Origin of the sequence: Paracoccus versutus (assembly GCF_000763885.1) — a bacterium.
GTDB lineage: Bacteria > Pseudomonadota > Alphaproteobacteria > Rhodobacterales > Rhodobacteraceae > Paracoccus > Paracoccus versutus.
In genome coordinates this window covers 24920-46054 of sequence record NZ_JRKO01000033.1, presented here as the reverse complement: position 1 = coordinate 46054, position 21135 = coordinate 24920, and the positions used below count along the sequence as shown (strand labels likewise).

The window sequence follows — 21135 nt, the reverse complement described above, 5'->3', positions numbered from 1 at the left end:
CCGGGCCGGGGATATCGCCGGCGGGTTAGAACAGGACCGGCTCGTCCTCGGCCGGGGCATACATGTTGATTTCCATGCCGCAGGCGATTTCCCTCGGCGCGGGTTTGGTCCAGGCCATATAACCTCCTCCTCAAGACACCGCGGGAATGCGGCTGTTTCGATGCTAAGCCGACCGGGCCACCAGTCAACACGCCAAAGGTCGTAGATGGTCCCGGTCGCGGGCTTGTGTTAGCCTTGCGCCGCGAAAGGAAAGCGGATGTTCCATCTGGTCCTTGCCGCCTGCCTGGCGGCCCAGCCCGCCACCTGCCAGCCGCGCCTGCTGCCCGCCGGCGACGCCGCCACGCGCCAGGAATGCGAAGAGCGCGCCGCCCCCATCGCCCGCGACTGGCTGGCCCGGCATCCCGAACTGACCGGCGAGGGGCCGCGCTGCGTCGAGACCGCCGAACTGCCCGCCCTGAGCGTGCAGGAGGTGGCGGCGGGCGTGCATGTGCATCAGGGCGCGATGGCGCAGATATCAAGGCAGAACCGCGGGCGGATCGCCAACCTGTCCTTCGTCGTCGGCGATACCGTGGCGGTGATCGACGCCGGCGGCAGCCGCGCCGAGGCCGAGGCGCTTTACGCCACGATCCGCGGGATCACCGACAAGCCGGTCAGCCACCTGATCCTGACCCATATGCATCCCGACCACATCCTGGGCGCCGAGGTGTTTTCCGAGGCCGGCGCCACCATCGTCGCCGATGCCCGCCTGCCCGAGGCGGTGGCGCGGCGCGCGGAAAGCTGGATGCTGTCGACCCCGCGCCAGATCGGCGAGGATGCCTTTGCCGGCACGCGCATCGCCGGCGTGGACCAGACCGTCGCGGCGCCGCAGGTGCTGTCCTTGGGCGACCGGCAGCTGCGGCTGACGCCGGTGCCGCCGGCCCATACCGGCAGCGACATGACCGTGCTGGACGAGGAAACCGCCACGCTCTTCACCGGCGATCTGGTGTTTCTGGGCCTGACGCCCTCGCTCGACGGTTCGCTGGCCGGCTGGCTCGACTGGACCGGGCGCAAGCCCGACCCCGAGCCGGCGCTGATCGTGCCCGGCCATGGCCCGGTCGCGGAAAGCTGGGACGAGGCGGTGACGCCGACGCGGCAATACCTGACCGCGCTGCGCGACGCCACGCGCGAGGCGATCGGCGCCGGCCTGCCGCTGTCGCGGGCGATCCCGGCCATCGTCGCGGCGATGATGCCGGTATCCGAGGGCTGGGCCGATTTCCGCGACACCACGGCGCGCAATGCCGCCGCGGCCTATGCCGAGCTGGAATGGGAATAGATTGCCTCGCCCGCGCCCGGATGCCACAACTATGCCGAGCGCAGAAGGAGGAAGGCCATGGCACGTCCCGTCTGGCACGGTTTCATCGCGGCAGCCCTGGGCGGGCTTCTTATCGCGGGCGGCGCGCTGGCGCAGGACGACGCGCCCCTGCCCGAGCGGCGGCTGTCCCTGCAGGCCGATACCGACCTGCCCGGCGGCGACCTGGGCCCGATCTTCGACACCACGCTGCAAGCCTGCGTGCAGGCGTGCCTGGGCAACGACGACTGCCGCGCGCTGACCTATAACCAGCGCTCCCGCGCCTGCTTTCCCAAGGGCGGCGATGCGGGCGCGCCTTCGGCGTTCGCGGGCGCGATCTCGGGCCATGTCGCGACGGCTTCGGCCGAAGCGCGGCTGCGCGCCGAATCGCGCGCCGCCGCCGCACCCTTCGTCAGCGCGCAGGACCGCGAGGCGGCCCGGACCCAGGCGCGGCTGTTTCCCGCCATGCATCCGGCGCTGGGTCCGGGCGATGCTGGCGCCCAGGCCGCCGAGGCCGAACGGGCCGGCGACCTGGCCGGGGCGGCGCGGATCATGGCCTCGCTGGCGGCGCGCGACGACCGGGCCGAGGACTGGACCAACCTGGCGCGGCTGACGCTTTATGTCAGCGACCAGGACGACCGCGAGGCGTCGGCATCCATCGCCTCGATGGCGATCAACGGCTATCTGCGGGCGGGCGAGGATGCGGTGGCCGCCCGCGCGCTGTCCTGGCTGGCCATGGCGTGGGAGCGGCTGGACCGCGGCCGCGACGCGCTGCCGGCGCTGCGGCTGGCGGCGCAGCTTTCGCCGGGCGACAATGCCATCGCCCAGGCGCTGGAGGAATCGCAGGCCCGCAACGGGCTGCGCGTCACCGACACCCAAGTCGAATCCGAAGGCCGGATGCCGCGGTTCTGCGCGGTGATGTCGCGCAGCTTGGCCGAGGGCACCGATTACGCGCAATTCCTGCGCCTGCCCGGCCGCGACCTGACCGTCGAGGCCGATGGCGACCGGCTGTGCGTGGCCGGGCTGACCCATGGGCAAGAGGTCGAGCTGACCCTGCGCGCCGGCCTGCCCTCGGCCGATGGCGAGACGCTGGCCCGCGACGTGACGCTGAAAGGCTATGTCCGCGACCGCGCGCCCTCGGTCCGCTTTCCCGGCCGCGCCTATGTGCTGCCCGCCTCGGGCGACCAGCGGCTGGCGATGGTCACGGTCAATGCCGAGATGATCGACCTGCGGCTCCTGCGGATTTCCGACCGCAACCTGATCCGCGCCATGGCCGAGGACATGTTCGCCAAGCCCCTGGACAGCTGGCAGGCCGATTATTTCGGCGACCGCATGGCGCGCGAGGTCTGGAAGGGCACGGCGCAGGTGGCCCGGCCCATGGGGCAGGAGGTGCTGAACAAGGAACTGACCACCAGCCTTTCCATCCCGGCCAAGGCCGGCCCGCTGGAACCCGGCATCTATATCGTCGAGGCCGGGATCCAGAATCAGGACATCTCGGATACCGGGCTGGCGACGCAATGGTTCGTGATCTCGGATTTCGGGATCTCGACCCTCTCGGGCGCGGACGGGCTGACCGTCGCGGTGCGCAGCCTGGCCGATACCGCCGCCAAGGCGGGGGCCGAGGTGGCGCTGGTCAGCCGCTCGAACGAGGTGCTGGCCAGGGCCGTGACCGACGACCAGGGCCTGGCGCATTTCGCGCCGGGGCTTGCCATGGGCCGCGACGGCGCGGCGCCGGCGCTGGTCACGGTGACGGAATGGCAGGGCGAGGGCGCCGAGCGCGCACCGCGCGACATGGCCTTCCTGTCGCTGTCGGACCCCGAGTTCGACCTGTCGGACCGCGGCGTCGAGGGCCAGCCCCCCGCGCCGCCCATCGACCTGTTCGTGACCACCGACCGCGGCGCCTATCGCGTGGGCGAGACGGTGAACGCCACCGTGCTGGCCCGCGATGCCGATGCCCGCGCGCTGGAAAACCTGCCGCTGACCGCGGTGATCCTGCGCCCCGACGGGGTCGAGGCCACCCGCATGCCCGCAAGGGACGCGGGCGCCGGCGGCAGCGTGGTTTCCTGGCAGATCCCCGGCAACGCCCCGCGCGGCACCTGGCGCCTGGAGCTGCGCGCCGAGGCCGACGGCCCGGCGCTGGCCACCGCGCGGATGCTGGTCGAGGATTTCCTGCCCGAGCGCATCGACTTCACCCCGCGCCTGCCCGAAGGCCCGGCCCGCGCCGGCGCGACGCTGGAGCTGTCGCTTGACGCGCATTGGCTGTTCGGCGCCCCGGCCGCGAACCTGCCGGTCGAGGGGCAGTTGCGCCTGTCGCCGACCCGCAGCCTGAGCGGCTTCGACGGCTATGTCTTTGGCCGCCACGACGACGACAGCGCGCCGGTCACGGACAGCCTGCCCGCCGGCACCACCGATGCCAGGGGCCATTACCAGGCGCAGATCGACCTGCCGGAGGCCGCCCAGCTCGGCCCCCGTCCGGTCGAGGCCGAGGTGGTGCTGGACATCCGCGAAGGCGCCGGCCGCCCGGTCGAGCGCAGCGAGTCGCGCGTGGTCCTGCCCGAGGCCCCGGTCGCGGGCATCCGCCCGCTGTTCGAGGGCGACACGGTATCCGAAAACAGCGAGGCGCGTTTCGCGCTGGTCGCGGTCGGCCCGGACCTGAAGCCGGCGGCCGAGCCGCTGCGCTGGGTGCTGAACCGCATCGACACCGATTACCAATGGTATTCGCTGGGCGGGCAATGGAACTGGGAGGCGATCACCAGCCGCACCCGCATCGCCGAAGGCGTGGCCGAGCCGGGCGAGGCCCCGGCCGAGATCGCCGCCCCGGTCGAATGGGGCCAATACGAATTGGTGGCCGAGCCGGCATCGGGCCAGGGCGGGCAAAGCTCGGCGCAGTTCTATGCCGGCTGGGGCGCGGTCGCCAATGCGGGAACCGAGACGCCGGACCGGCTGCAGGTGGTGCTGGACAAGCCCGCCTATCGCAGCGGCGAGACGGCGCGAGTCCGGGTCGAGGCGGCGAGCGACGGGCTGGGCCTGGTCTCGGTGCTGTCGAACCGGCTGGTCTCGATGCAGACCATGGCGCTGAAGGCGGGCGAGAACCAGATCGACCTGCCCGTGACCGACGATTGGGGCGCCGGTGTCTATGTCACCGTCAGCGCCATCCGCCCCCTGGGCGAGGCGCGGCCGGGCGACCGCCAGCCGGTGCGCGCCCTGGGCCTGGCCCATGCCGCCGTCGATCCCGGCGACCGCAAGCTGACGGCCAGCATCACAGCCCCGGCCGAAACCCGCCCGCGCGGCACCGTCCCGGTCACGCTGAAGGTCGAGGGCGCGGCGGGCGAGACGGTCCACGCCACCGTCGCCGCCGTCGACCAGGGTATCCTGAACCTGACCCGCTTCCAGCCGCCGGACCCGTCGCAGCATTACTTCGGCCAGCGCCGGCTGGGCGTGGCGCTGCGCGACCTTTACGGCCGGCTGATCCTGCCGACCGGGGCGCCGGACGGCGCGCTGCGCGAGGGGGGCGATGCCAGCCTTGCCGGCAATGCCGAGGCGCCGCCGCCGACCGAAAAGCTGATGAGCTGGTTTTCCGGCCCGGTGACGCTGGGCGCGGACGGCACCGCCACCATCGAGGTGCCGGTGGGCGATTTCAACGGCGAGTTGCGGGTGATGGCCGTGGCCTGGTCGGAAAAGGGCGTGGGCCAGGCCGATGCCTCGGTGCTGGTGCGCGATCCGGTGGTGATGACCGTGACCGCCCCCGCCTTCCTTGCCCCGAACGACAGCGCCCGGCTGGGCCTGCGGCTGACCCATACCTCGGGCCCCGCCGGAGAGATGCGGCTGGCGCTGTCGCAGGTCGGCGGCGAGGGCGGGCTGACCTATTGGGTGGAGCCCCAGGTGCAGCTGGACGAAAAGGCCGAGGCGCAGGTGGACATCCCCGTCACCGCGACCGAGGCGCTTGGCACCGCCAACCTGCGGCTGGTGCTGACCACGCGCGATGGCGAGGAACTGACCAAGGACATCGCCGTCCCCGTCGCCCTGAACGAGGCCGACATCCAGCGCCAGGACCGGCTGGTCGTCGAGCCGGGACAAAGCCTGACCGTGCCCGCCAGCCTGACGCAGGGCCTGTTGCCGGGCGCCGAGGTGACGGCGGCGCTTGGCCCCTATGCCCGGCTGGACGTGGCCGGCGCGTTGATGCGGCTGGCGCGCTATCCCTATGGCTGCACCGAGCAGCTGGCCTCGGGCGCGATGCCGCTGATCTACCTGTCCGGCCTTGCCGCCGCCGAGGGGGTCGAGGGCGGCGATGCGGCCGAGCAGGTGGACAAGGCGATCACCCAGATCCTGACCCGGCAGGGCTCGAACGGCGGATTCGGGCTGTGGTCGGCCGATTCGGGCGACCTGTGGCTGGAAGCCTATGTCACCGACTTCCTGTCGCGGGCGCGGGCGGCGGGGCACCAGGTGCCCGAGACCGGCTTCCGCATGGCCATCGACAACCTGCGCAACCGCGCCAATTACGCCACCGAACCCGGCGCCGCCTCGGCCGAGGAAAACGCGGCGCTGGCCTATGCGCTGGCGGTGCTGGCGCGGGAACGGGCGGCGACGGTCGGCGATTTGCGCTATTACGCCGATACCGCCGCCGGGTCGTTCTCGACGCCGATGGGCGCGGCCAGCCTGGGGGCGGCGCTGGCCTCGTACGGCGACCAGGGGCGGGCGGACCGGATGTTTGCGCAGGCGCGCAACCTTCTGAACCTGGGCGCGCCCGAGCCCCATGCCTTCCGCGCCGATTACGGCACCCGGCTGCGCGACGCGACCGCCGTGCTGGCGTTGGCGGCCGAGGCGAGGACGCAGGCCGTCGATGCCACCGACCTGACCAGCCAGATCGCCGAGCGCATCGCGCAGGCCCAGCAGGACGGCCGCAGCCTGTCCACGCAGGAATCGGTCTGGACGGTGCTGGCGGCGCAGTCGCTGTTCGGCGCGGCCCCGCCCGCGACGCTGAACGGGGTGGCCCTGGCCCAGCCGGTCGCCAGCCTGCCCGCCGATGCCAGCATCGCCAATACCGGCGAGGACGCGCTGGAGGTGACGCTGACCGCGACCGGCAAGCCCTCGGGTCCGGTCGCGGCCGGGGGCAAGGGCTATGCCATCGCGCGGCGCTATTACAGCCTGCAGGGCGAGGCGCTGGACCCCGCGCAGCTGCGGCAGGGCACGCGCATGGTCGTGGTGCTGGAGATCGCGCCGCAATCCGAGGGCGGCGGCCGGCTGGTCGTCGCCGACCCCCTGCCTGCCGGGTGGGAGATCGACAACCCCAACCTGCTGCGCGCCGGCGACGTCTCGGCGCTGGACTGGCTGGAGGGCGAGACGGCGGCCGAAATGACCGAGTTCCGCGCCGACCGCTTTGCCGCGGCGCTGACCTGGACCTCGGCCGAAAGCTTCCGGCTGGCCTATATCGTCCGCGCGGTGACGCAGGGCGAGTTCCGCCACCCGGCCGCCAGCGTCGAGGACATGTATCGCCCCGAGTTCCGCGCCTGGTCGGACGGCGGCACCGTGACCGTCACGCCCTGAACCGTCGGCACCCCGGCCCCGAAGCGGCCGGGGTGTTTCGTCGCGGGCGCTTCACGAAAGCATTGCTTGCCCCGCAGCGCCGGGGCGGGCAATATCCCGCCATCGCGTAAGGAAGGGAGGACGCCTTGCCCGAGACCCGCCCGGCAACGCCCAGCGCAACCCGCCACGAAGATCGCGTGGTCCAGGCGTCGCAATCGCCCGGCGCCGTCACCCGGCTGGCGGCAAGCTGGCGCCGCTCGATGCTCAAGCACGGGCTGGACCCGACCCGGCCACCCGACCCCCGCCGCCTGACCGAGCGCGAACTGTCCGAGCGGGTCGAGCGCATGGACCGCTTCATCGCCGTCGCCCGGCCGCAGCTGGACCAGCTGTTCCAGCTGGTCTGCCCGACCGGCTGCAATCTGCTGCTGACCGACGCGCAGGGCATCGTGCTGGAACACCGCGTGAGCCAGGGCGACGCCGCCACCTTCCGCGGCTGGGGGCTGTGGCGCGGCATGGACTGGTCCGAGGAGGTGCAGGGCACCAACGGCATCGGCACCTGCCTGGCCGAGGGGCGGCAGGTCACGATCCACCGCGACGAGCATTTCTATGCCCGCAACACCGGGCTGTCCTGCATGGACGCGCCGATCTGGGGCCCGGACGGGCGGCTGATCGCGGCGCTGGACATCAGCTCTGCCCGCGCCGACCATACCGAGCGGTTGAACGCGCTGATCGCGGCGCAGGTCGCGCATAGCGCGCGGGCGATCGAAGCCGCCTTCTTCCGCGTCTCGTTCCCCGGCGCCCGCATCGTCACCCCCGAGGCCGTGGGGACCGAGGACGGCACGCTCTTGCTCGCCGTGGACAAGGACGACCTGGCCATCGGCGCCAACCGCGCCGCCCGCCGCGCCTTCGGCCTTGAGAAAGAGGGGCAGTTGCGCCCGCGCCCGGCCTCGGACCTGCTGGGCCGGCAGGACGAGGCGACCGGCTTCGAGCGCGCCGAACGCGCCGCCGTGATTCGCGCCCTGGCCAGGGCCGAGGGCAATGTCTCGGCCGCCGCCCGCGCGCTGGGGGTGGGACGCGCCACGCTATACCGCCGCATGGCGCGGCTGGGCATCGACGAAAATCCCGGCAAACTGTCTCGCCCCTGAAACACATCGGCCCCGCGGCGCGAAACCCCGCGTTGACCCCAGGGGGCCTCAGGGCACAGGCTCTTGTGCAACCGGCTGGAGGAGCCGGGCTGACAGGAGGAACATCATGCCGAACGATCAGACGCATCCTTTCCGGGGCGTGAACGCGCTGCCCTTCGAGGAACGCTATGACAATTTCATCGGCGGCGAATGGGTGGCGCCCGTCTCGGGCAAGTATTTCACCAACACCACCCCGATCACCGGCGCCGAGATCGGCCAGATCGCGCGCTCGGAGGCCGGCGACATCGAACTGGCGCTGGACGCCGCCCATGCCGCCAAGGACAAATGGGGCGCGACCAGCCCGGCCGAGCGCGCCAACATCATGCTGAAGATCGCCGACCGGATGGAGCGGAACCTGGAGCTGCTGGCCACCGCCGAGACCTGGGACAACGGCAAGCCGATCCGCGAGACCATGGCCGCCGACCTGCCGCTGGCCATCGACCATTTCCGCTATTTCGCCGGCGTGCTGCGCGCGCAGGAAGGCTCGATCAGCCAGATCGACAACGACACCGTCGCCTATCACTTCCACGAGCCGCTGGGCGTGGTGGGCCAGATCATTCCCTGGAACTTCCCGCTGCTGATGGCCTGCTGGAAGCTGGCGCCCGCGATTGCCGCCGGCAATTGCGTGGTGCTGAAACCGGCCGAGCAGACCCCGGCCGGCATCATGGTCTGGGCCAACCTGATCGGCGACCTTCTGCCGCCGGGCGTGCTGAACATCGTCAACGGCTTCGGGCTCGAGGCCGGCAAGCCCCTGGCCTCCAGCAACCGCATCTCGAAGATCGCCTTCACCGGCGAGACGACGACCGGCCGCCTCATCATGCAATATGCCAGCGAGAACCTGATCCCGGTGACGCTGGAGCTGGGCGGCAAGTCGCCGAACATCTTCTTTGCCGACGTGGCGCGCGAGGATGACGATTTCTTCGACAAGGCGCTGGAAGGCTTTGCCATGTTCGCGCTGAACCAGGGCGAGGTCTGCACCTGCCCGTCGCGCGTGCTGATCCAGGAATCGATCTACGACAAGTTCATGGAGCGCGCCGTGCAGCGCGTGCAGGCGATCAAGCAGGGCGACCCGCGCGAAAGCGACACCATGATCGGCGCCCAGGCGTCGAGCGAGCAGAAGGAAAAGATCCTCAGCTATCTCGACATCGGCAGGAAGGAAGGCGCCGAGGTTCTGACCGGCGGCAAGGCGGCCGACCTGGGCGGCGAGCTGTCGGGCGGCTATTACATCGAGCCGACGATCTTCCGCGGCCACAACAAGATGCGCATCTTCCAGGAGGAAATCTTCGGCCCCGTGGTCTCGGTCACGACCTTCAAGGACGAGGCCGAGGCGCTGGAGATCGCCAACGACACGCTTTACGGCCTGGGCGCCGGGGTGTGGTCGCGCGACGCCAACACCTGCTACCGGATGGGCCGCGGCATCAAGGCCGGCCGGGTCTGGACCAACTGCTACCACGCCTATCCGGCCCATGCGGCCTTCGGCGGCTACAAGCAGTCGGGCATCGGGCGCGAGACGCACAAGATGATGCTGGACCACTATCAGCAGACCAAGAACATGCTGGTCAGCTATTCCCCCAAGAAGCTGGGCTTCTTCTGAGGGAATGGCCGGGCGCGGGGTGACTCGCGCCCGGCACCCTTCCTCCCTCCCCCTCCCCTTTCCTCCCCCAAGAGCAACTGCAAGGAGTTCCCTCTCATGGCCAAGACCATGAAAGCCGCCGTCGTGCGCGCATTCGGCAAGCCGCTGACCATCGACGAGGTGCCGGTCCCCGAACCGGGACCCGGCATGATCCAGGTGAAGATCCAGGCATCCGGCGTCTGCCACACCGACCTGCACGCCGCCGAGGGCGACTGGCCGGTCAAGCCGAACCCGCCCTTCATTCCGGGGCACGAGGGCGTGGGCTTCGTCTCGGCCGTGGGCGCCGGGGTCAAGCACGTCAAGGAGGGCGACCGCGTCGGCGTGCCCTGGCTCTACACCGCCTGCGGCCATTGCCGCCATTGCCTGGGCGGCTGGGAGACGCTGTGCGAAAGCCAGCTCAACACCGGCTATTCGGTGAACGGCGGCTTTGCCGAATATGTCGTGGCCGATCCGAACTATGTCGGCCACCTGCCGAAGAACGTCGATTTCGTCGAGATCGCCCCGGTGCTTTGCGCGGGCGTCACGGTCTACAAGGGGCTGAAGGTCACCGATACCAAGCCCGGCGACTGGGTGGTGATCTCGGGCATCGGCGGGCTGGGCCACATGGCGGTGCAATATGCCAAGGCCATGGGGATGAACGTGGCCGCCGTGGACATCGACGACGAAAAGCTCGCGCTGGCGCGCAAGCTGGGCGCGACGGTGACGGTCAATGCCGCGACCGACCCCGACCCGGCCGCCGCGATCAAGCGCCAGACCGACGGCGGCGCACAGGGCGTGCTGGTCACCGCCGTGGGCCGCAAGGCGTTCGAGCAGGCCATCGGCATGGTCGCCCGCGGCGGCACCGTGGCGCTGAACGGCCTGCCGCCGGGCGACTTTCCGCTGGACATCTTCGGCATGGTGCTGAACGGCATCACCGTGCGCGGCTCGATCGTCGGCACCCGGCTGGACTTGCAGGAATCGCTGGATTTCGCCGGCGAGGGCAAGGTCAAGGCGACCGTGCATCGCGCCAAGCTCGAGGATATCAACGACATCTTCGGCCAGATGCACAAGGGCCAGATCGAGGGCCGCATGGTGCTGGACATGGCGGGCTGAACATGGAACCCGTCGCCAATCCCGAGGGGCTGGACCAGGTCGATGCCACCCCGGCCGCGCTGGCGCTTCTGGCCGAGATCGTCGCCGATCACGGGCCGGTGCTGTTCCACCAGTCCGGGGGCTGCTGCGACGGGTCTTCGCCCATGTGCTATCCGCAGGGCGATTTCCGCATCGGCCAGCATGACGTGAAGCTGGGCGAGATCGGCGGCATGCCGTTCTATATCTCGGCCAGCCAATACGAAGCCTGGAAGCACACCCGCCTGGTCATCGACGTGGTGCCCGGCCGCGGCGGCATGTTCAGCCTGGACAACGGGCGCGAGCGGCGCTTCCTGGTGCGGTCCGAGATCTGCCGGCTCTGACCGCGGCGCGGGCGCACGGCCTCCCCCAAGCCGTCCGTGCGCCCGCCCTGCCCCCCTGCCGCTTGCGGCAAGATCGGCAGCATGCAGGCACGCGCCCGCCCGTCCGGCGCCTGCGAATGTTCCATTCCTCCGGCCCAGGCCCGCCTTTTTCCGTCCCGGCCCCTGGGCGCTTGGCTGAAAGAAGGCGCGTTCGCGGCTGCGAAGGGGGCACCTTTCCGCAATGGCGGAAGGTGGCGCTTGCAGCAGCAAGAAAAACCCAAGAGCTTGAAAAGACTTGGAGGCGGGTACCGGAATCGAACCGGTCTTCACGGATTTGCAATCCGCTGCGTAACCTCTCCGCCAACCCGCCGGAGCCTTGCGTTTGCTAGGGTTTCCAAGGCGCGGGGTCAAGGGGGTTATTGCTGCGGCCGCCGCTTTCCCCCTTCGCCTGCGACCGGGTGACGGCCAGGATCAGCGATAGACATGGTCCCGGCGGAAGGGATAGGCGGATTGCGCCCCAGGCAGGTCCGGCGTCGCCAGCGCCGGGTCGGGATGGATCAGCAGGATCTGGTAAAGCGCCACCCAGCCCTGCTCGAAGGCCAGCGCGCAGCCTGCCAGATACAGCCGGTAGGCCTGCAACACCTCGGCCGCGCGATCGGGCGGCATCGAGCGCGCCAGCACTTGCTCGGCCTCGGGCAACTGCGCCTCCAGCGCGTCGGACCAGGCCCAGAGCGTGCGGGCGTAATGCGGGCGCAGGTTCTCGGTATCGACCATCTCCAGCCCGGATTGCGACAGGCTGCGGATGGCCTGGCTGACATGGACCAGCTCGCCGCCGGGAAAGATGTATTTCTCGATGAAATCGCCCAGGCCGCCGCCCACCATCGCGTCGTCCAAGCCCGAGGCGGCGATGCCGTGGTTCAGCGCCAGCCCGCCCGGCCGCAGCAGCCGGCGCAGCGTGTCGCAATAGATGCCCATCCGGGCGCGGCCGACATGTTCGAACATGCCCACCGACGCCAGCTTGTCGAAGGGCTGGTCGGGCACGAGGTCGCGATAGTCGCACAGCCGGATGCGCACCCGGTCGCCCAGGCCCTCCTCGGCGATGATCCGGCCGACATGGTCGAACTGGTTCTGCGACAGGGTGATGCCGGTGGCATCGACGCCGTAATGGCGCGCGGCATGCAGCAAGAGCCCGCCCCAGCCGGCGCCGATGTCGACGAAGCGCTCGCCGGGGCGCAGGTCCAGCTTGCGGCAGATCAGGTCCAGCTTGGCCTCTTGCGCCTGCGCCAGCGTCATCTGCGGCTCGGCGAAATAGGCGCAGGAATAGACCCGCCGCGGGTCGAGCCAGAGCGCATAGAACTCGTCCGAGACATCGTAATGCGCGCGGATCTGCCTTGCATCGCGGTCGCGGCTGTGGCGCAGCAGCGAATGCACGTGATAGAGCAGCCGCTGCCAGGGCTTGGGCTGGATCGGCTGGCCGTCGCTGGGCACCAGCGCCGCCACGATCCGCATCAGGTCGCGCATCGAGCCCTCGATGCGGGCGCGGCCGCGGACGATCTCGTCCCCCAGCCGGCCCAGCCGGGCCGAGGCCAGCGGCGCCAGCGCGCCCATGTCCTTGAAGGCGATGGTCACGCGCGCATCGGGCGGGCCCAGTTGCCGCCCCGAGGGCAGGCGGACCGCCAGCGGCACCGAGAGCTGTTGCAGTTTCCGTTCGATCAGAGCTTCCAGAGCCGGCATGATCACCTCACGCTTGGGCTGGCCGCGGTTCGGGGGATGCGTGGTTGCGAGGCGCGGCAGCTTGTTCCTGACGACTGTCCCGGACCTGGCTGCCGGGGCAACTCCGGTTGCCATACTAGCGCCGATTCGCCGAAAATGGCCAGAGGCAGGGTGAAGGGTCTGCCGCTGGTTGATCGCGCAGGGCCTTGGCCGGGCAAAACTTTGGCCCGAAAAGCCGAAAGCGGCCCGAAGGCCGCTTTTCGCCGTTCCCGAAGGAAGATTTTGGAGCGGGCGATGAGATTCGAACTCACGACCCTAACCTTGGCAAGGTTATGCTCTACCCCTGAGCTACGCCCGCGCTCCGTCCCGATGGCGCTTCGCCTTCGGTGAGGCGTCATTTATGGGAGCGCGCCGGGGGGTGCAAGGGGAAAAATCGCGCCGCCGGGAAAATTTTCGCAGGCGAGGCCCGGCGGGGAAAATTGCGCCCGGCTGCGGCCTTGGCGGGCTTGACCGCGCCGCCGGCTTGCCGAAACCTGCCGGCCAGACAGGGGGTGCCGATGAAACCGTCCGACCAGCTTTCCGAATATGTCCGCCGCGCCCTGGCACAGGGCGGCGAGCGCGAGGGCATCGCCCAGGCGCTGGCCCATGCCGGCTGGTCCGCGCCCGAGATCGACGAGGCGCTGGGGGGCTGGGAAACCGCGCCGGGCCTGCCGCCGGTGCCGCGGCCCCGCCCCTATGCCTCGGCGCAGGAGGCGCTGCTTTACGGCCTGCTGTTCCTGTCGCTGGGCATGATCGGCTGGCATGTCTGCGAATTGGGCATGGTGCTGATCGAGCGGCTGATCCCCGACCCGGCCGACAGCCGCTATTACGGACCGGGCAGCTCGACGCGCTGGTCCATCGCCTCGCTGATCGCCTTCGTGCCGCTGTTCATGATCCTCAACCGCAAGGTGGCGCGGATGAGCCTGGGCGACGGCGGCCGACGGCGGTCGCTGGTGCGCAAGTGGTTCGCCTCGGTGACTTTGCTGGTGGTGGCGCTGGTGTTCCTGGCGGACGGGATCTATGTCATCTACACGCTGCTCAACGGCGAGCTGACGGCGCGTTTCGCCGCCAAGGCGGCGCTGGTCGCCGGGGTCGCGGGGCTGGTCTTTGCCTATTACCGGGACGAACTGAATGATTAAGGGCTGGGCCACCATCGCCATCGCGCTGCTGGCCGCGGCGGCGGTCGTCGCCGGGCTGGCGCTGACCGGCGGCCCCGGCCATGCCCGCAAGGAGCGCCGCGACCGCGAGCGGGAAAGCGACCTGGCCAACCTGGCCCGGCTGGTGGTCTGCCTGGCGCGCGAGAACGGCGACCGCCTGCCCGAGACGCTGGCGACCACGCCGCAATGCGACTGGCAGGTGCGGCTGGCCGATCCCTTTACCGGCGCGCCCTATCGCTACGAGGTCACGGGGCCGCGCAGCTATCGGCTCTGCGCCGGGTTCGAACTGCCGCAGCCCCCGCGGTCCGGTCCTTGGGATCGCGACGCGGCGGGTTGCAGCACGCGCAGCTTCATCCCGACCGGGTCGCAGCGGCCGGGGGCCGAGGCGACGATTCCCTATCGCGACCAGGGCCCCTATCGCGACTAGGCCAGCGGCTTTTCCATATAGATGCGGTGCAGCCCGGCTTCGATCACCCGGCGGGTCTCGGCATAGCCGAGCCGGGCATAGATCGCCTGATTCTCGACCATGGCCACATGGGTGTAAAGCCGCAGCCGGGGCAGGCCAGCCGCGCGGGCGCGGGTTTCGGCGAAATCCATCAGCCGCCGGCCAAGCCCCAGCCCCTGCGCGGCGGGCGAGACGGCGACATTCTCGACCAGCAGCGCATCGGGCTGAGGGATCAGCACGATCAGGCCCAGCATCGCGCCATCCCGTTCCAGCAGATGCGTCTGCCCGGCCGCGATGCGCGCGGCATGGTCGTCCAGCATCGGTCCCGGCTTGCGGCCGATGCGGGCGATGTAATGCGCATAGGCGCTGTTCACCACTTCGTCGACCACGGCCAGGTCGCCGGCCGTGGCAAGGCGTATCACGTCGCTGTCCATCCCATCCCCTCCTGTCCGACGCAGGTTGCGCCGGGGGAAAGGGACCGGCAAGGGCATGTCAGCCCGGCAGGTCCGACAGCGGGCGCGACAGGTTCTCGGGCGCCAGCGCCGCGGCCAGGAAAAGCGGCAGGCCCTGGGCCAGCGCGGCGAAATCCTCGGGCGGGGTCAGGGTCGGGTCGGCCTCGACCAGCAGCTCCAGCCCGCGGGCCTCGCCATCGCCGCGGATGGTGATGTTGAACCCGTCGCCCGGCCCGTTCGACAGCACGTGCCGCGTCGTCTCGCAGCCGGCGAATCGCGCCTCGTCAAAGGGCAGCACGTTGATCAGCGGCGAGAAGAAGAAGCGGCTGCGCGGCTCCATGCCGTAATCCTCGGCGATCTGCTCGATGCGGTAGCGGCCATGGCGGCGCAGCTGGCGCAGCCGCCCGCCGAGCCGGGCCAGCGCCTCGCCCAGCGGCTCGCCCGGATGCAGCGTCACGTCCAGCGGCAGGATGTTCACCACCAGCGCCGGGACCGAGACGGCGACGCTGCCCATGCGGCTCATGTAGGGCAGCCAGACCGGCATCGCGATCCGGCCGCGGTCGTCGCACAGATGCGCGGCCGAGCCGTCGCGCAGATGCAAGGCCGCCCAGGCCGCGCAGATCACGGTCAGCAGGTCCGGCCAGCCCATGCCCGCCGCCTGCGCCTGCCGCATCAGCGCCGGGCGCAGGGCGGCAAGGTCGTGGGCGGCGCAAAGCGCCTCGGCCGGATAGTCCTCGGACCCCTTGCGCAGCACGCGCGGGCGGGGTTCGGCCGCCAGCACCCCGGCCCAATGGCGCGCGTCGGCGGCATGGCGCGGGCTGGCGCGATAGTCGGTTTCCTCGTTCAGATAGGCGGCCAGCGGGCGCAGCGGCTGGCCGGGATCGGCGCCCTCGGCCAGCGCGGCGTAAAGCTGGGCGCAGCGGCGTTCGACCAGGCCCATGGCATAGCCGTCCAGCGCGATGTGATGGCCGCGGTTGAACCACAGGTAATGCCCCTCGGCCAGCCGGACCAGCCATTGCGCCGCGATGGGCTGCTCCAGCAGGTCCAGCGCCGCATCGACATCCGCCTGCATCAGCGCAAAGGCATGTGCGCGCGCATCCGTGCGGTCCGACAGGTCGATGCGGCGCAGCGCGGGCCGCTCAGCGGGATCGACCCGCTGCACCGGCCGGCCGTCGGCGCCAAGGCCGAAGCGCAGCGCCATGATGTCGGTTTCGGCGATGGTGGCCTTTATGGCGCAGGCCAGCGCCTCGGGATCGGCAAGGCCGCGCAATTCGATGGCATGGGCGACGGTCGAGACCGCCTCGCCGGGATGGAACCGGAACTCTTCCCAGAAATCCAGCTGGGCCAGCGTCAGGGGCAACCACAACCCCTCGGCTTGATGATGCGTCATGAAATCCTTGTCCCTGTCGCAGGGTCTGGCATTCTGAACGAGAGAGGGCTGGCTTGGTTGCATCCGGCAAGGGACGCGGCTGGCTTGCTTCGAGAGAGAAAGCGGGATAAAAATACTCAACTATTGTCATCCGTCAAGGTGCCGCAAGCGCCTTGGGCGGCTCATTGCCGTAAAAGCAGGTATCCGCATGATTGAATTCAGCCCTTGGCCGCAAGACCTCGCCCGACGCTATCGCGAGGCCGGTTACTGGATCGACCAGCCGCTGACGCATATCCTGGACGCGCAGCTGGCCGCCAACCCCGAGGCCGAGGCGCTGGTCTGCGGTTCGCGCCGCTTCAGCTATGGCGACCTGGACCGGCTGTCGCGCAACCTGGCCGCGCGCCTGGCGCGGCAGGGGCTGGGCCATGGCGATACGGCGGTGGTGCAGTTGCCGAATGTGGCCGAGTTCTTCATCGCCTTCTTCGCGCTGTTGCGAATCGGGGTGGCGCCGGTGAACGCGCTCTACAGCCATCGCCGGCTGGAGCTGACCGAATACGTCCGCCAGATCGCGCCGCGGGTGGTCATCGCCGCGCGCGACCACGAACTGTTCCGCGACGACGCCTTTGCCGACGCGCTGCGCGCCGGCGGCGTCGCGCATCTGCTGCTTCTGGGCGAGGACGATCCCGCCCGCAGCCTGGCCCATTGGCTGACACCGGACGGCGACCTGCCCGAGGGCGCCGGGCCGACGCCTGCCGACCAGGTCGCCTTCTTCCAGCTGTCGGGCGGCAGCACCGGCACGCCCAAGCTGATCCCGCGCACGCATAACGATTACGACTACAGCATCCGCGCCAGCGTCCAGATCAGCGGCGTGACCTCTGCCACGCGGTTCCTGTGCGCCCTGCCGGCGGGGCACAACTTCACCATGAGTTCGCCCGGCACGCTGGGGGTGTTCCATGCCGGCGGCACCGTGGTCATGGCCCCCAGCCCCGAACCGCTGGGCTGTTTCCAGATCGTCGCGCGCGAGCGGATCACCATGGCGCCGCTGGTGCCGCCCGCCGTGGCCCTGTGGCTGCGCGCAGTCGAAGAAGATCCCGCCCGCCGCGCCATGCTGGACAGCCTGGAGCTGATGCTGGTCGGCGGTGCCAGCTTTGCCGAGGCGACCGCGCGGCGCGCGCCGGAACTGCTGGGCTGCCGCTTGCAACAGGTTTTCGGCATGGCCGAGGGGCTGGTGAACTATACCCGGCTGGACGATCCGCCCGAGGTGGTCTTTACCACCCAGGGCCGGCCGATCAGCCCGGACGACGAGGTGCGCATCGTCGACGAGGACGGCAACGACGTTCCCGACGGTACGCCCGGCGCGCTGGCGACGCGCGGCCCCTATACCTTCCGCGGCTATTACCGCAGCCCGGAACACAATGCGAAAGCCTTCGACGCCGAGGGGTTCTATTACTCGGGCGACGTGGTGGTGCGGCAGGGCGGCAACCTGCGCGTCGTGGGCCGCATCAAGGACCAGATCAACCGGGGCGGCGAAAAGATCGCCGCCGAAGAGATCGAGAACCTGCTGGTGCGCCATCCCGACATCACCCATGCCGCGCTGGTCGCCGCGCCGGACGCCCATCTGGGCGAGAAAAGCTGCGCATTCCTGGTGCTGCGCGAGGGGGCGGGCAAGCTTTCGCCGCCGGCGCTGCGCCGGCACCTGCTGGAGCTGGGCGTGGCCGAATACAAGCTGCCCGACCGCTTCCGCTTCGTGCCCGAACTGCCCTTGACGGCGGTGGGCAAGATCGACAAGCGCCGCCTGCGCGACAGCCTCGTGGCCGAAACCGCCGCCTGAAAGGACGAATGATGGATATTGCCGAAAAGACCGATCTCAGCCCCGAATGGCTGGCCGCCCGCGTGCGGAAGATGATCGAGGACGATTGCGAGATCGAGCCCGCCGAGAACCTCGTCCTCTACGGGCTCGACTCGATCGCGGTGATGACCTTTTCGTCCGAGCTGAAGCAGATGGGCGTCGAGGCCAGTTTCGAGGAACTGGCCCGCGAGCCGACGCTGGACAATTGGTGGGCGCTGATCGCGTCCCGGATCTAGGCGCGCAGCGTCGCGCCACCGTCGACGTAAAGGTCGGCCATGGTGACATGGCCCGCCTGGTCGGACAGCATGAACATCACCGCGCCGGCGATGTCCTCGGGCGTCGCCAGCTTCTTCAGCGGGATGCCGGTGCGATAGGCGTCCAGGCTGCCCTCGATCACCGCGCGCTCGCCGGCGCCGCCGTCCTCGGTCCACATGCCGGTCTGCATCGGCGTCAGGGTCGAGCCGGGGGCGACGATGTTGCAGCGCACGCCCTGCGCGGCAAGCTCCAGCCCCAGGCAGCGCACCAGCATGGTCGCCGCCGCCTTGGAGGCGGCATAGGCGCCCATGTTCAGCCGCGGAATCCCCGCCGCGTTCGAACTGACCGCGACGATGGCGCCGCCTGCGTTCCGCACCATGGCGCGGCCGAAAGCGCGGGTGACGTTGAAGGTGCCGCGGGCGTTGACGCCGATCACCCGCTCCCATTCCTCGGGCGCGAGGTCCAGCAGCGGCCCGATGGCCAGAACGCCGGCCGTATGGACGCCAAGGCCCAGCGGGCCATGCGTCGCCTCGACCTCGGCCACCAGCGCCTCGACGGCATCGCCGTCGCGCACGTCCAGCACCCGGTTCTCGGCCCCCGCGACGGGGTTGCCGGCCAGCGCGGATTCGGTGTCGGTGGCGACGACCCTGGCCCCCGCCTCCAGCAGCGCGGCGACCACGGCGCGGCCGATGCCGCCCGCCGCGCCGGTGACGATGGCGGTCCGGTCGTGGAATCCGGTCAGGCGCATGATTTCATCTCCTGCCCGCCAAGCGCCGCCAGCGCCTGCCGGGTGGACAGGGCCACGCCGCAGGTGGCGGCGATCCAGCCCATGGCCATGTCCTGCTTCTCGCGCGAGAAATCGGCCTGCGCATCGGCCACGGCAAAGGCCTCGATGTCGCGCTGGAACGCCTCGACGGCGGTGGCGAGGCAGCCGATATGGGCATAGACGCCGCAGATCATCAGCTGGTCGCGGCCGCGCGCCCGCATCAGATGCTCGAGGTTCGAGCGCTGGAAGGCGCTGTAGCGATGCTTCAGCAGCACGATGTCGCCCGTCGCCGGGGCCAGCTCGGGCAGGATCTCCTCATGCTCGGGGATGGCGCTCATCCCCGGCCCCCACAGGTCGGCCTGAAGCCCGCGATCCGGGCGGAACTGGTCGCCCTTCTGCGCGGTGTAAAAGATCGGAACGCCCGCCGCCCGCGCCGCGCCGATCAGCCGCGCGATATTGCCGACCACCGGCGCCAGGGGCGCGCCCTCGGGATAGATGCGGCAGAAATAGCGCTGCATGTCGTGGACCAGCAGCGCCAGCCGGTCGCGGCGGGGCTGCCAGGGACCGCGCGCCTTGGGCAGCTCGGCCTCGGTCGGGGGGACATAGGGGGCGATGCCGGGCAGGGCCATCAGGTCTCTCCGTTGCAGGGCACGCCCTGCAGGGCCGCATCCTGCGGCAGGCCAAGGGCGGCCAGAAGCGCGCCGAACTTGGCGCCGGTCTCGGCGGCCTCGGCCATCGGGTCCGAGCCGGGGACGATCCCCGCGCCCGCGTATAGCCGCGCCCGCCGGCCGCTGATCTCGGCGCAGCGGATGGCGACATGCCAGGCGCCGTCCCCGCTTGCGTCGCACCAGCCGACCGCGCCGGCATAGAAATCCCGCGCCACGGGTTCAAGGGCCTTGATGAAGCCGGCCGCCCGCGCCATCGGCACGCCGCAGACCGCCGGCGTCGGATGCAGCGCCGAGGCCAGCACGACCGAGGGCGTGTCCTCGTCCTTCAGCCGCCCCTCGATCCGGGTGCCCAGGTGCCACATGCTGCGGGTCGAGGTGATGCAGGTGCCCTCGGGGCAGCCCAGTTCGCGGCAATAGGGGGCCAGGATGTCCAGGATCGACTCGACCACCAGCGCATGTTCGCGGTGGTCCTTGGCCGAGCCGGACAGGGCCTGGGCGGCGGCGCGGTCGGCGGCCGCATCGGCCAGCCGCCGGGCCGAACCCGCCAGCGGATGCGAGGCGATGCGCCGGCCGCGCTTCTCGACCAGCAGCTCGGGCGTGGCGCCGCAAAGCGCGCGGCCCTGCGGATGCTCGGGCCCGGCGGGCAGCGCCACGCGAAAGGCGGTCACGCTGCGGTCGGCATGCAGCCGCGCCATCAGCGCCTCGACCGGGATCGGCGCGGTGGATTCGACCAGCAGCGTGCGAGCCAGCACGATCTTTTCCAGCGCGTCGCGGCTACCGGCCTCCTCGGCCATGATGCCAAGCGCGCGGGCGACGGCGCCGGCATAGTCGCGCGCGGCAGGCTCGGCCGTCAGGCGCCAGTCCGGCAGCGGCAGGCCCTGCGGCGCGGCGCCGCCGGACGCGGGCGCATCGCTGCGCCGGCATTGCCACAGGCAATCCCCGGCCTCGCGGTCAAAGGGCAAGGCGCCGCCGATCATCTCGTCCGGCGCCGCCCCGGCAAGGGCCGCGGCCACGCGCGTCTCCAGCGTCGCGGCACTGCCGGCGGCGATCCGCCGCGCGGGGCCGCGCCCCAGGATGCGCCCCGAAGGGCCGTCGAAACCGAAAAGAACCGGATCAGGCACGGGCGACGCCGTCTTGCTGGGCGCCTCGGAAAGGCGGATGTTCATCATGCATCTCGTTTCAAAGGAATTTCGTCCCCGATCCCGGCGGCGGCCAGCGGCTTTGGGACTGGCGCTGGCTGTGCAGACATGGATGATGCTGCGATCGTATCCGGGGCAGAACTCTCCTGCGCAGGGTTTGGCAACTGATGTCTCGGGTGGCGAACC

At 70.5% G+C, this 21135-nt stretch carries 17 protein-coding genes and 2 tRNA genes; 10 read left to right on the top strand and 9 right to left on the bottom strand.

Annotated elements, in window-relative coordinates:
• Positions 1-25: 25 nt before the first annotated feature.
• A complete protein-coding gene (gene pqqA / locus IT40_RS15595) occupies positions 26-118 on the bottom strand; it encodes a pyrroloquinoline quinone precursor peptide PqqA (protein WP_036757082.1) in 93 nt (30 codons plus the stop codon).
• 138 nt (positions 119-256) lie between these two features.
• Between pqqA and IT40_RS15590 the strand changes: the two genes are divergently transcribed.
• The 6 genes from IT40_RS15590 (at position 257) to IT40_RS15565 (ending at position 11118) form a co-directional block, all read left to right on the top strand.
• On the top strand, positions 257-1312 hold the full coding sequence (locus IT40_RS15590) for a quinoprotein relay system zinc metallohydrolase 2 (RefSeq protein ID WP_036757079.1): 1056 nt from the start codon (positions 257-259) through the stop codon (positions 1310-1312).
• 57 nt (positions 1313-1369) lie between these two features.
• A complete protein-coding gene (locus IT40_RS15585) occupies positions 1370-6871 on the top strand; it encodes an alpha-2-macroglobulin family protein (protein WP_052096008.1) in 5502 nt (1833 codons plus the stop codon).
• A gap of 125 nt (positions 6872-6996) precedes the next feature.
• Positions 6997-7995 (top strand): helix-turn-helix domain-containing protein, encoded by a 999-nt coding sequence (locus tag IT40_RS15580; RefSeq protein WP_036757076.1) that lies wholly within the window; start codon positions 6997-6999, stop codon positions 7993-7995.
• Positions 7996-8101: 106 nt separating this feature from the next.
• Positions 8102-9628 (top strand): aldehyde dehydrogenase, encoded by a 1527-nt coding sequence (adh, locus tag IT40_RS15575; RefSeq protein ID WP_052096006.1) that lies wholly within the window; start codon positions 8102-8104, stop codon positions 9626-9628.
• Between the two features lie 96 nt (positions 9629-9724).
• Positions 9725-10759, top strand: coding sequence for an alcohol dehydrogenase AdhP (adhP, locus tag IT40_RS15570; protein ID WP_036757073.1), 1035 nt, complete (start codon positions 9725-9727; stop codon positions 10757-10759).
• A gap of 2 nt (positions 10760-10761) precedes the next feature.
• Positions 10762-11118 (top strand): DUF779 domain-containing protein, encoded by a 357-nt coding sequence (locus IT40_RS15565; protein ID WP_036757070.1) that lies wholly within the window; start codon positions 10762-10764, stop codon positions 11116-11118.
• Positions 11119-11393: 275 nt separating this feature from the next.
• Here IT40_RS15565 and IT40_RS15560 read toward each other — a convergent pair.
• From IT40_RS15560 to IT40_RS15550, 3 genes are all read right to left on the bottom strand, one after another.
• Positions 11394-11467 (bottom strand) — tRNA-Cys (locus tag IT40_RS15560).
• Positions 11468-11568: 101 nt separating this feature from the next.
• On the bottom strand, positions 11569-12831 hold the full coding sequence (locus tag IT40_RS15555) for a class I SAM-dependent methyltransferase (RefSeq protein WP_036757148.1): 1263 nt from the start codon (positions 12829-12831) through the stop codon (positions 11569-11571).
• A 262-nt stretch (positions 12832-13093) separates the two neighbouring features.
• Positions 13094-13168 (bottom strand) — tRNA-Gly (locus IT40_RS15550).
• 199 nt (positions 13169-13367) lie between these two features.
• Here IT40_RS15550 and IT40_RS15545 point away from each other — a divergent pair.
• Both IT40_RS15545 and IT40_RS15540 read left to right on the top strand, forming a co-directional pair.
• Positions 13368-13988, top strand: coding sequence for a DUF5671 domain-containing protein (locus IT40_RS15545; RefSeq protein WP_036757067.1), 621 nt, complete (start codon positions 13368-13370; stop codon positions 13986-13988).
• Complete coding sequence (locus tag IT40_RS15540; RefSeq protein ID WP_036757065.1) at positions 13981-14433, top strand: hypothetical protein; 453 nt, start codon at positions 13981-13983, stop codon at positions 14431-14433. Before IT40_RS15545 ends, IT40_RS15540 begins: the two co-directional genes overlap by 8 nt.
• On the opposite strand, the gene IT40_RS15535 is transcribed toward IT40_RS15540, so the two are convergent.
• Together IT40_RS15535 and IT40_RS15530 are read right to left on the bottom strand one after the other, a co-directional pair.
• Positions 14430-14885 carry a GNAT family N-acetyltransferase gene (locus IT40_RS15535; RefSeq protein WP_036757062.1) on the bottom strand — a complete coding sequence of 152 codons (456 nt, stop codon included), beginning with the start codon at positions 14883-14885 and terminating at the stop codon, positions 14430-14432. The two genes, IT40_RS15540 and IT40_RS15535, sit on opposite strands and share 4 nt — an antisense overlap.
• Positions 14886-14943: 58 nt before the next feature.
• Entirely contained in the window at positions 14944-16293 is a 1350-nt protein-coding gene (locus IT40_RS15530; RefSeq protein ID WP_036757059.1) for a condensation domain-containing protein, read from the bottom strand.
• Between the two features lie 187 nt (positions 16294-16480).
• On the opposite strand from IT40_RS15530, the gene IT40_RS15525 reads away from it, so the two are divergent.
• Together IT40_RS15525 and IT40_RS15520 are read left to right on the top strand one after the other, a co-directional pair.
• A complete protein-coding gene (locus IT40_RS15525) occupies positions 16481-18103 on the top strand; it encodes a (2,3-dihydroxybenzoyl)adenylate synthase (RefSeq protein WP_036757056.1) in 1623 nt (540 codons plus the stop codon).
• An 11-nt stretch (positions 18104-18114) separates the two neighbouring features.
• On the top strand, positions 18115-18357 hold the full coding sequence (locus IT40_RS15520) for a phosphopantetheine-binding protein (protein ID WP_244274028.1): 243 nt from the start codon (positions 18115-18117) through the stop codon (positions 18355-18357).
• Here the strand turns inward: IT40_RS15520 and IT40_RS15515 are convergent.
• The 3 genes from IT40_RS15515 to IT40_RS15505 are packed head-to-tail and all read right to left on the bottom strand — an operon-like array spanning position 18354 to position 20979.
• Entirely contained in the window at positions 18354-19124 is a 771-nt protein-coding gene (locus IT40_RS15515) for a 2,3-dihydro-2,3-dihydroxybenzoate dehydrogenase (RefSeq protein ID WP_036757050.1), read from the bottom strand. The two genes, IT40_RS15520 and IT40_RS15515, sit on opposite strands and share 4 nt — an antisense overlap.
• Positions 19115-19771, bottom strand: a complete 657-nt coding sequence (locus IT40_RS15510) for an isochorismatase family protein (RefSeq protein ID WP_036757047.1) — start codon at positions 19769-19771, stop codon at positions 19115-19117. Before IT40_RS15510 ends, IT40_RS15515 begins: the two co-directional genes overlap by 10 nt.
• Positions 19771-20979 carry an isochorismate synthase gene (locus tag IT40_RS15505; RefSeq protein WP_243700156.1) on the bottom strand — a complete coding sequence of 403 codons (1209 nt, stop codon included), beginning with the start codon at positions 20977-20979 and terminating at the stop codon, positions 19771-19773. Before IT40_RS15505 ends, IT40_RS15510 begins: the two co-directional genes overlap by 1 nt.
• Between the last annotated feature and the right edge of the window lie 156 nt (positions 20980-21135).

Coding starts and splice junctions, on each gene's coding strand:
- IT40_RS15535 (WP_036757062.1), bottom strand. CDS start 14,885: ATGGACAGCGACGTGATACGCCTTGCCACGGCCGGCGACCTGGCCGTG.
- IT40_RS15585 (WP_052096008.1), top strand. CDS start 1,370: ATGGCACGTCCCGTCTGGCACGGTTTCATCGCGGCAGCCCTGGGCGGG.
- IT40_RS15545 (WP_036757067.1), top strand. CDS start 13,368: ATGAAACCGTCCGACCAGCTTTCCGAATATGTCCGCCGCGCCCTGGCA.
- IT40_RS15590 (WP_036757079.1), top strand. CDS start 257: ATGTTCCATCTGGTCCTTGCCGCCTGCCTGGCGGCCCAGCCCGCCACC.
- IT40_RS15510 (WP_036757047.1), bottom strand. CDS start 19,771: ATGGCCCTGCCCGGCATCGCCCCCTATGTCCCCCCGACCGAGGCCGAG.
- IT40_RS15530 (WP_036757059.1), bottom strand. CDS start 16,293: ATGACGCATCATCAAGCCGAGGGGTTGTGGTTGCCCCTGACGCTGGCC.
- adh (WP_052096006.1), top strand. CDS start 8,102: ATGCCGAACGATCAGACGCATCCTTTCCGGGGCGTGAACGCGCTGCCC.
- IT40_RS15525 (WP_036757056.1), top strand. CDS start 16,481: ATGATTGAATTCAGCCCTTGGCCGCAAGACCTCGCCCGACGCTATCGC.
- IT40_RS15555 (WP_036757148.1), bottom strand. CDS start 12,831: ATGCCGGCTCTGGAAGCTCTGATCGAACGGAAACTGCAACAGCTCTCG.
- IT40_RS15505 (WP_243700156.1), bottom strand. CDS start 20,979: ATGATGAACATCCGCCTTTCCGAGGCGCCCAGCAAGACGGCGTCGCCC.
- IT40_RS15515 (WP_036757050.1), bottom strand. CDS start 19,124: ATGCGCCTGACCGGATTCCACGACCGGACCGCCATCGTCACCGGCGCG.
- IT40_RS15520 (WP_244274028.1), top strand. CDS start 18,115: ATGGATATTGCCGAAAAGACCGATCTCAGCCCCGAATGGCTGGCCGCC.
- adhP (WP_036757073.1), top strand. CDS start 9,725: ATGGCCAAGACCATGAAAGCCGCCGTCGTGCGCGCATTCGGCAAGCCG.
- pqqA (WP_036757082.1), bottom strand. CDS start 118: ATGGCCTGGACCAAACCCGCGCCGAGGGAAATCGCCTGCGGCATGGAA.
- IT40_RS15565 (WP_036757070.1), top strand. CDS start 10,762: ATGGAACCCGTCGCCAATCCCGAGGGGCTGGACCAGGTCGATGCCACC.
- IT40_RS15540 (WP_036757065.1), top strand. CDS start 13,981: ATGATTAAGGGCTGGGCCACCATCGCCATCGCGCTGCTGGCCGCGGCG.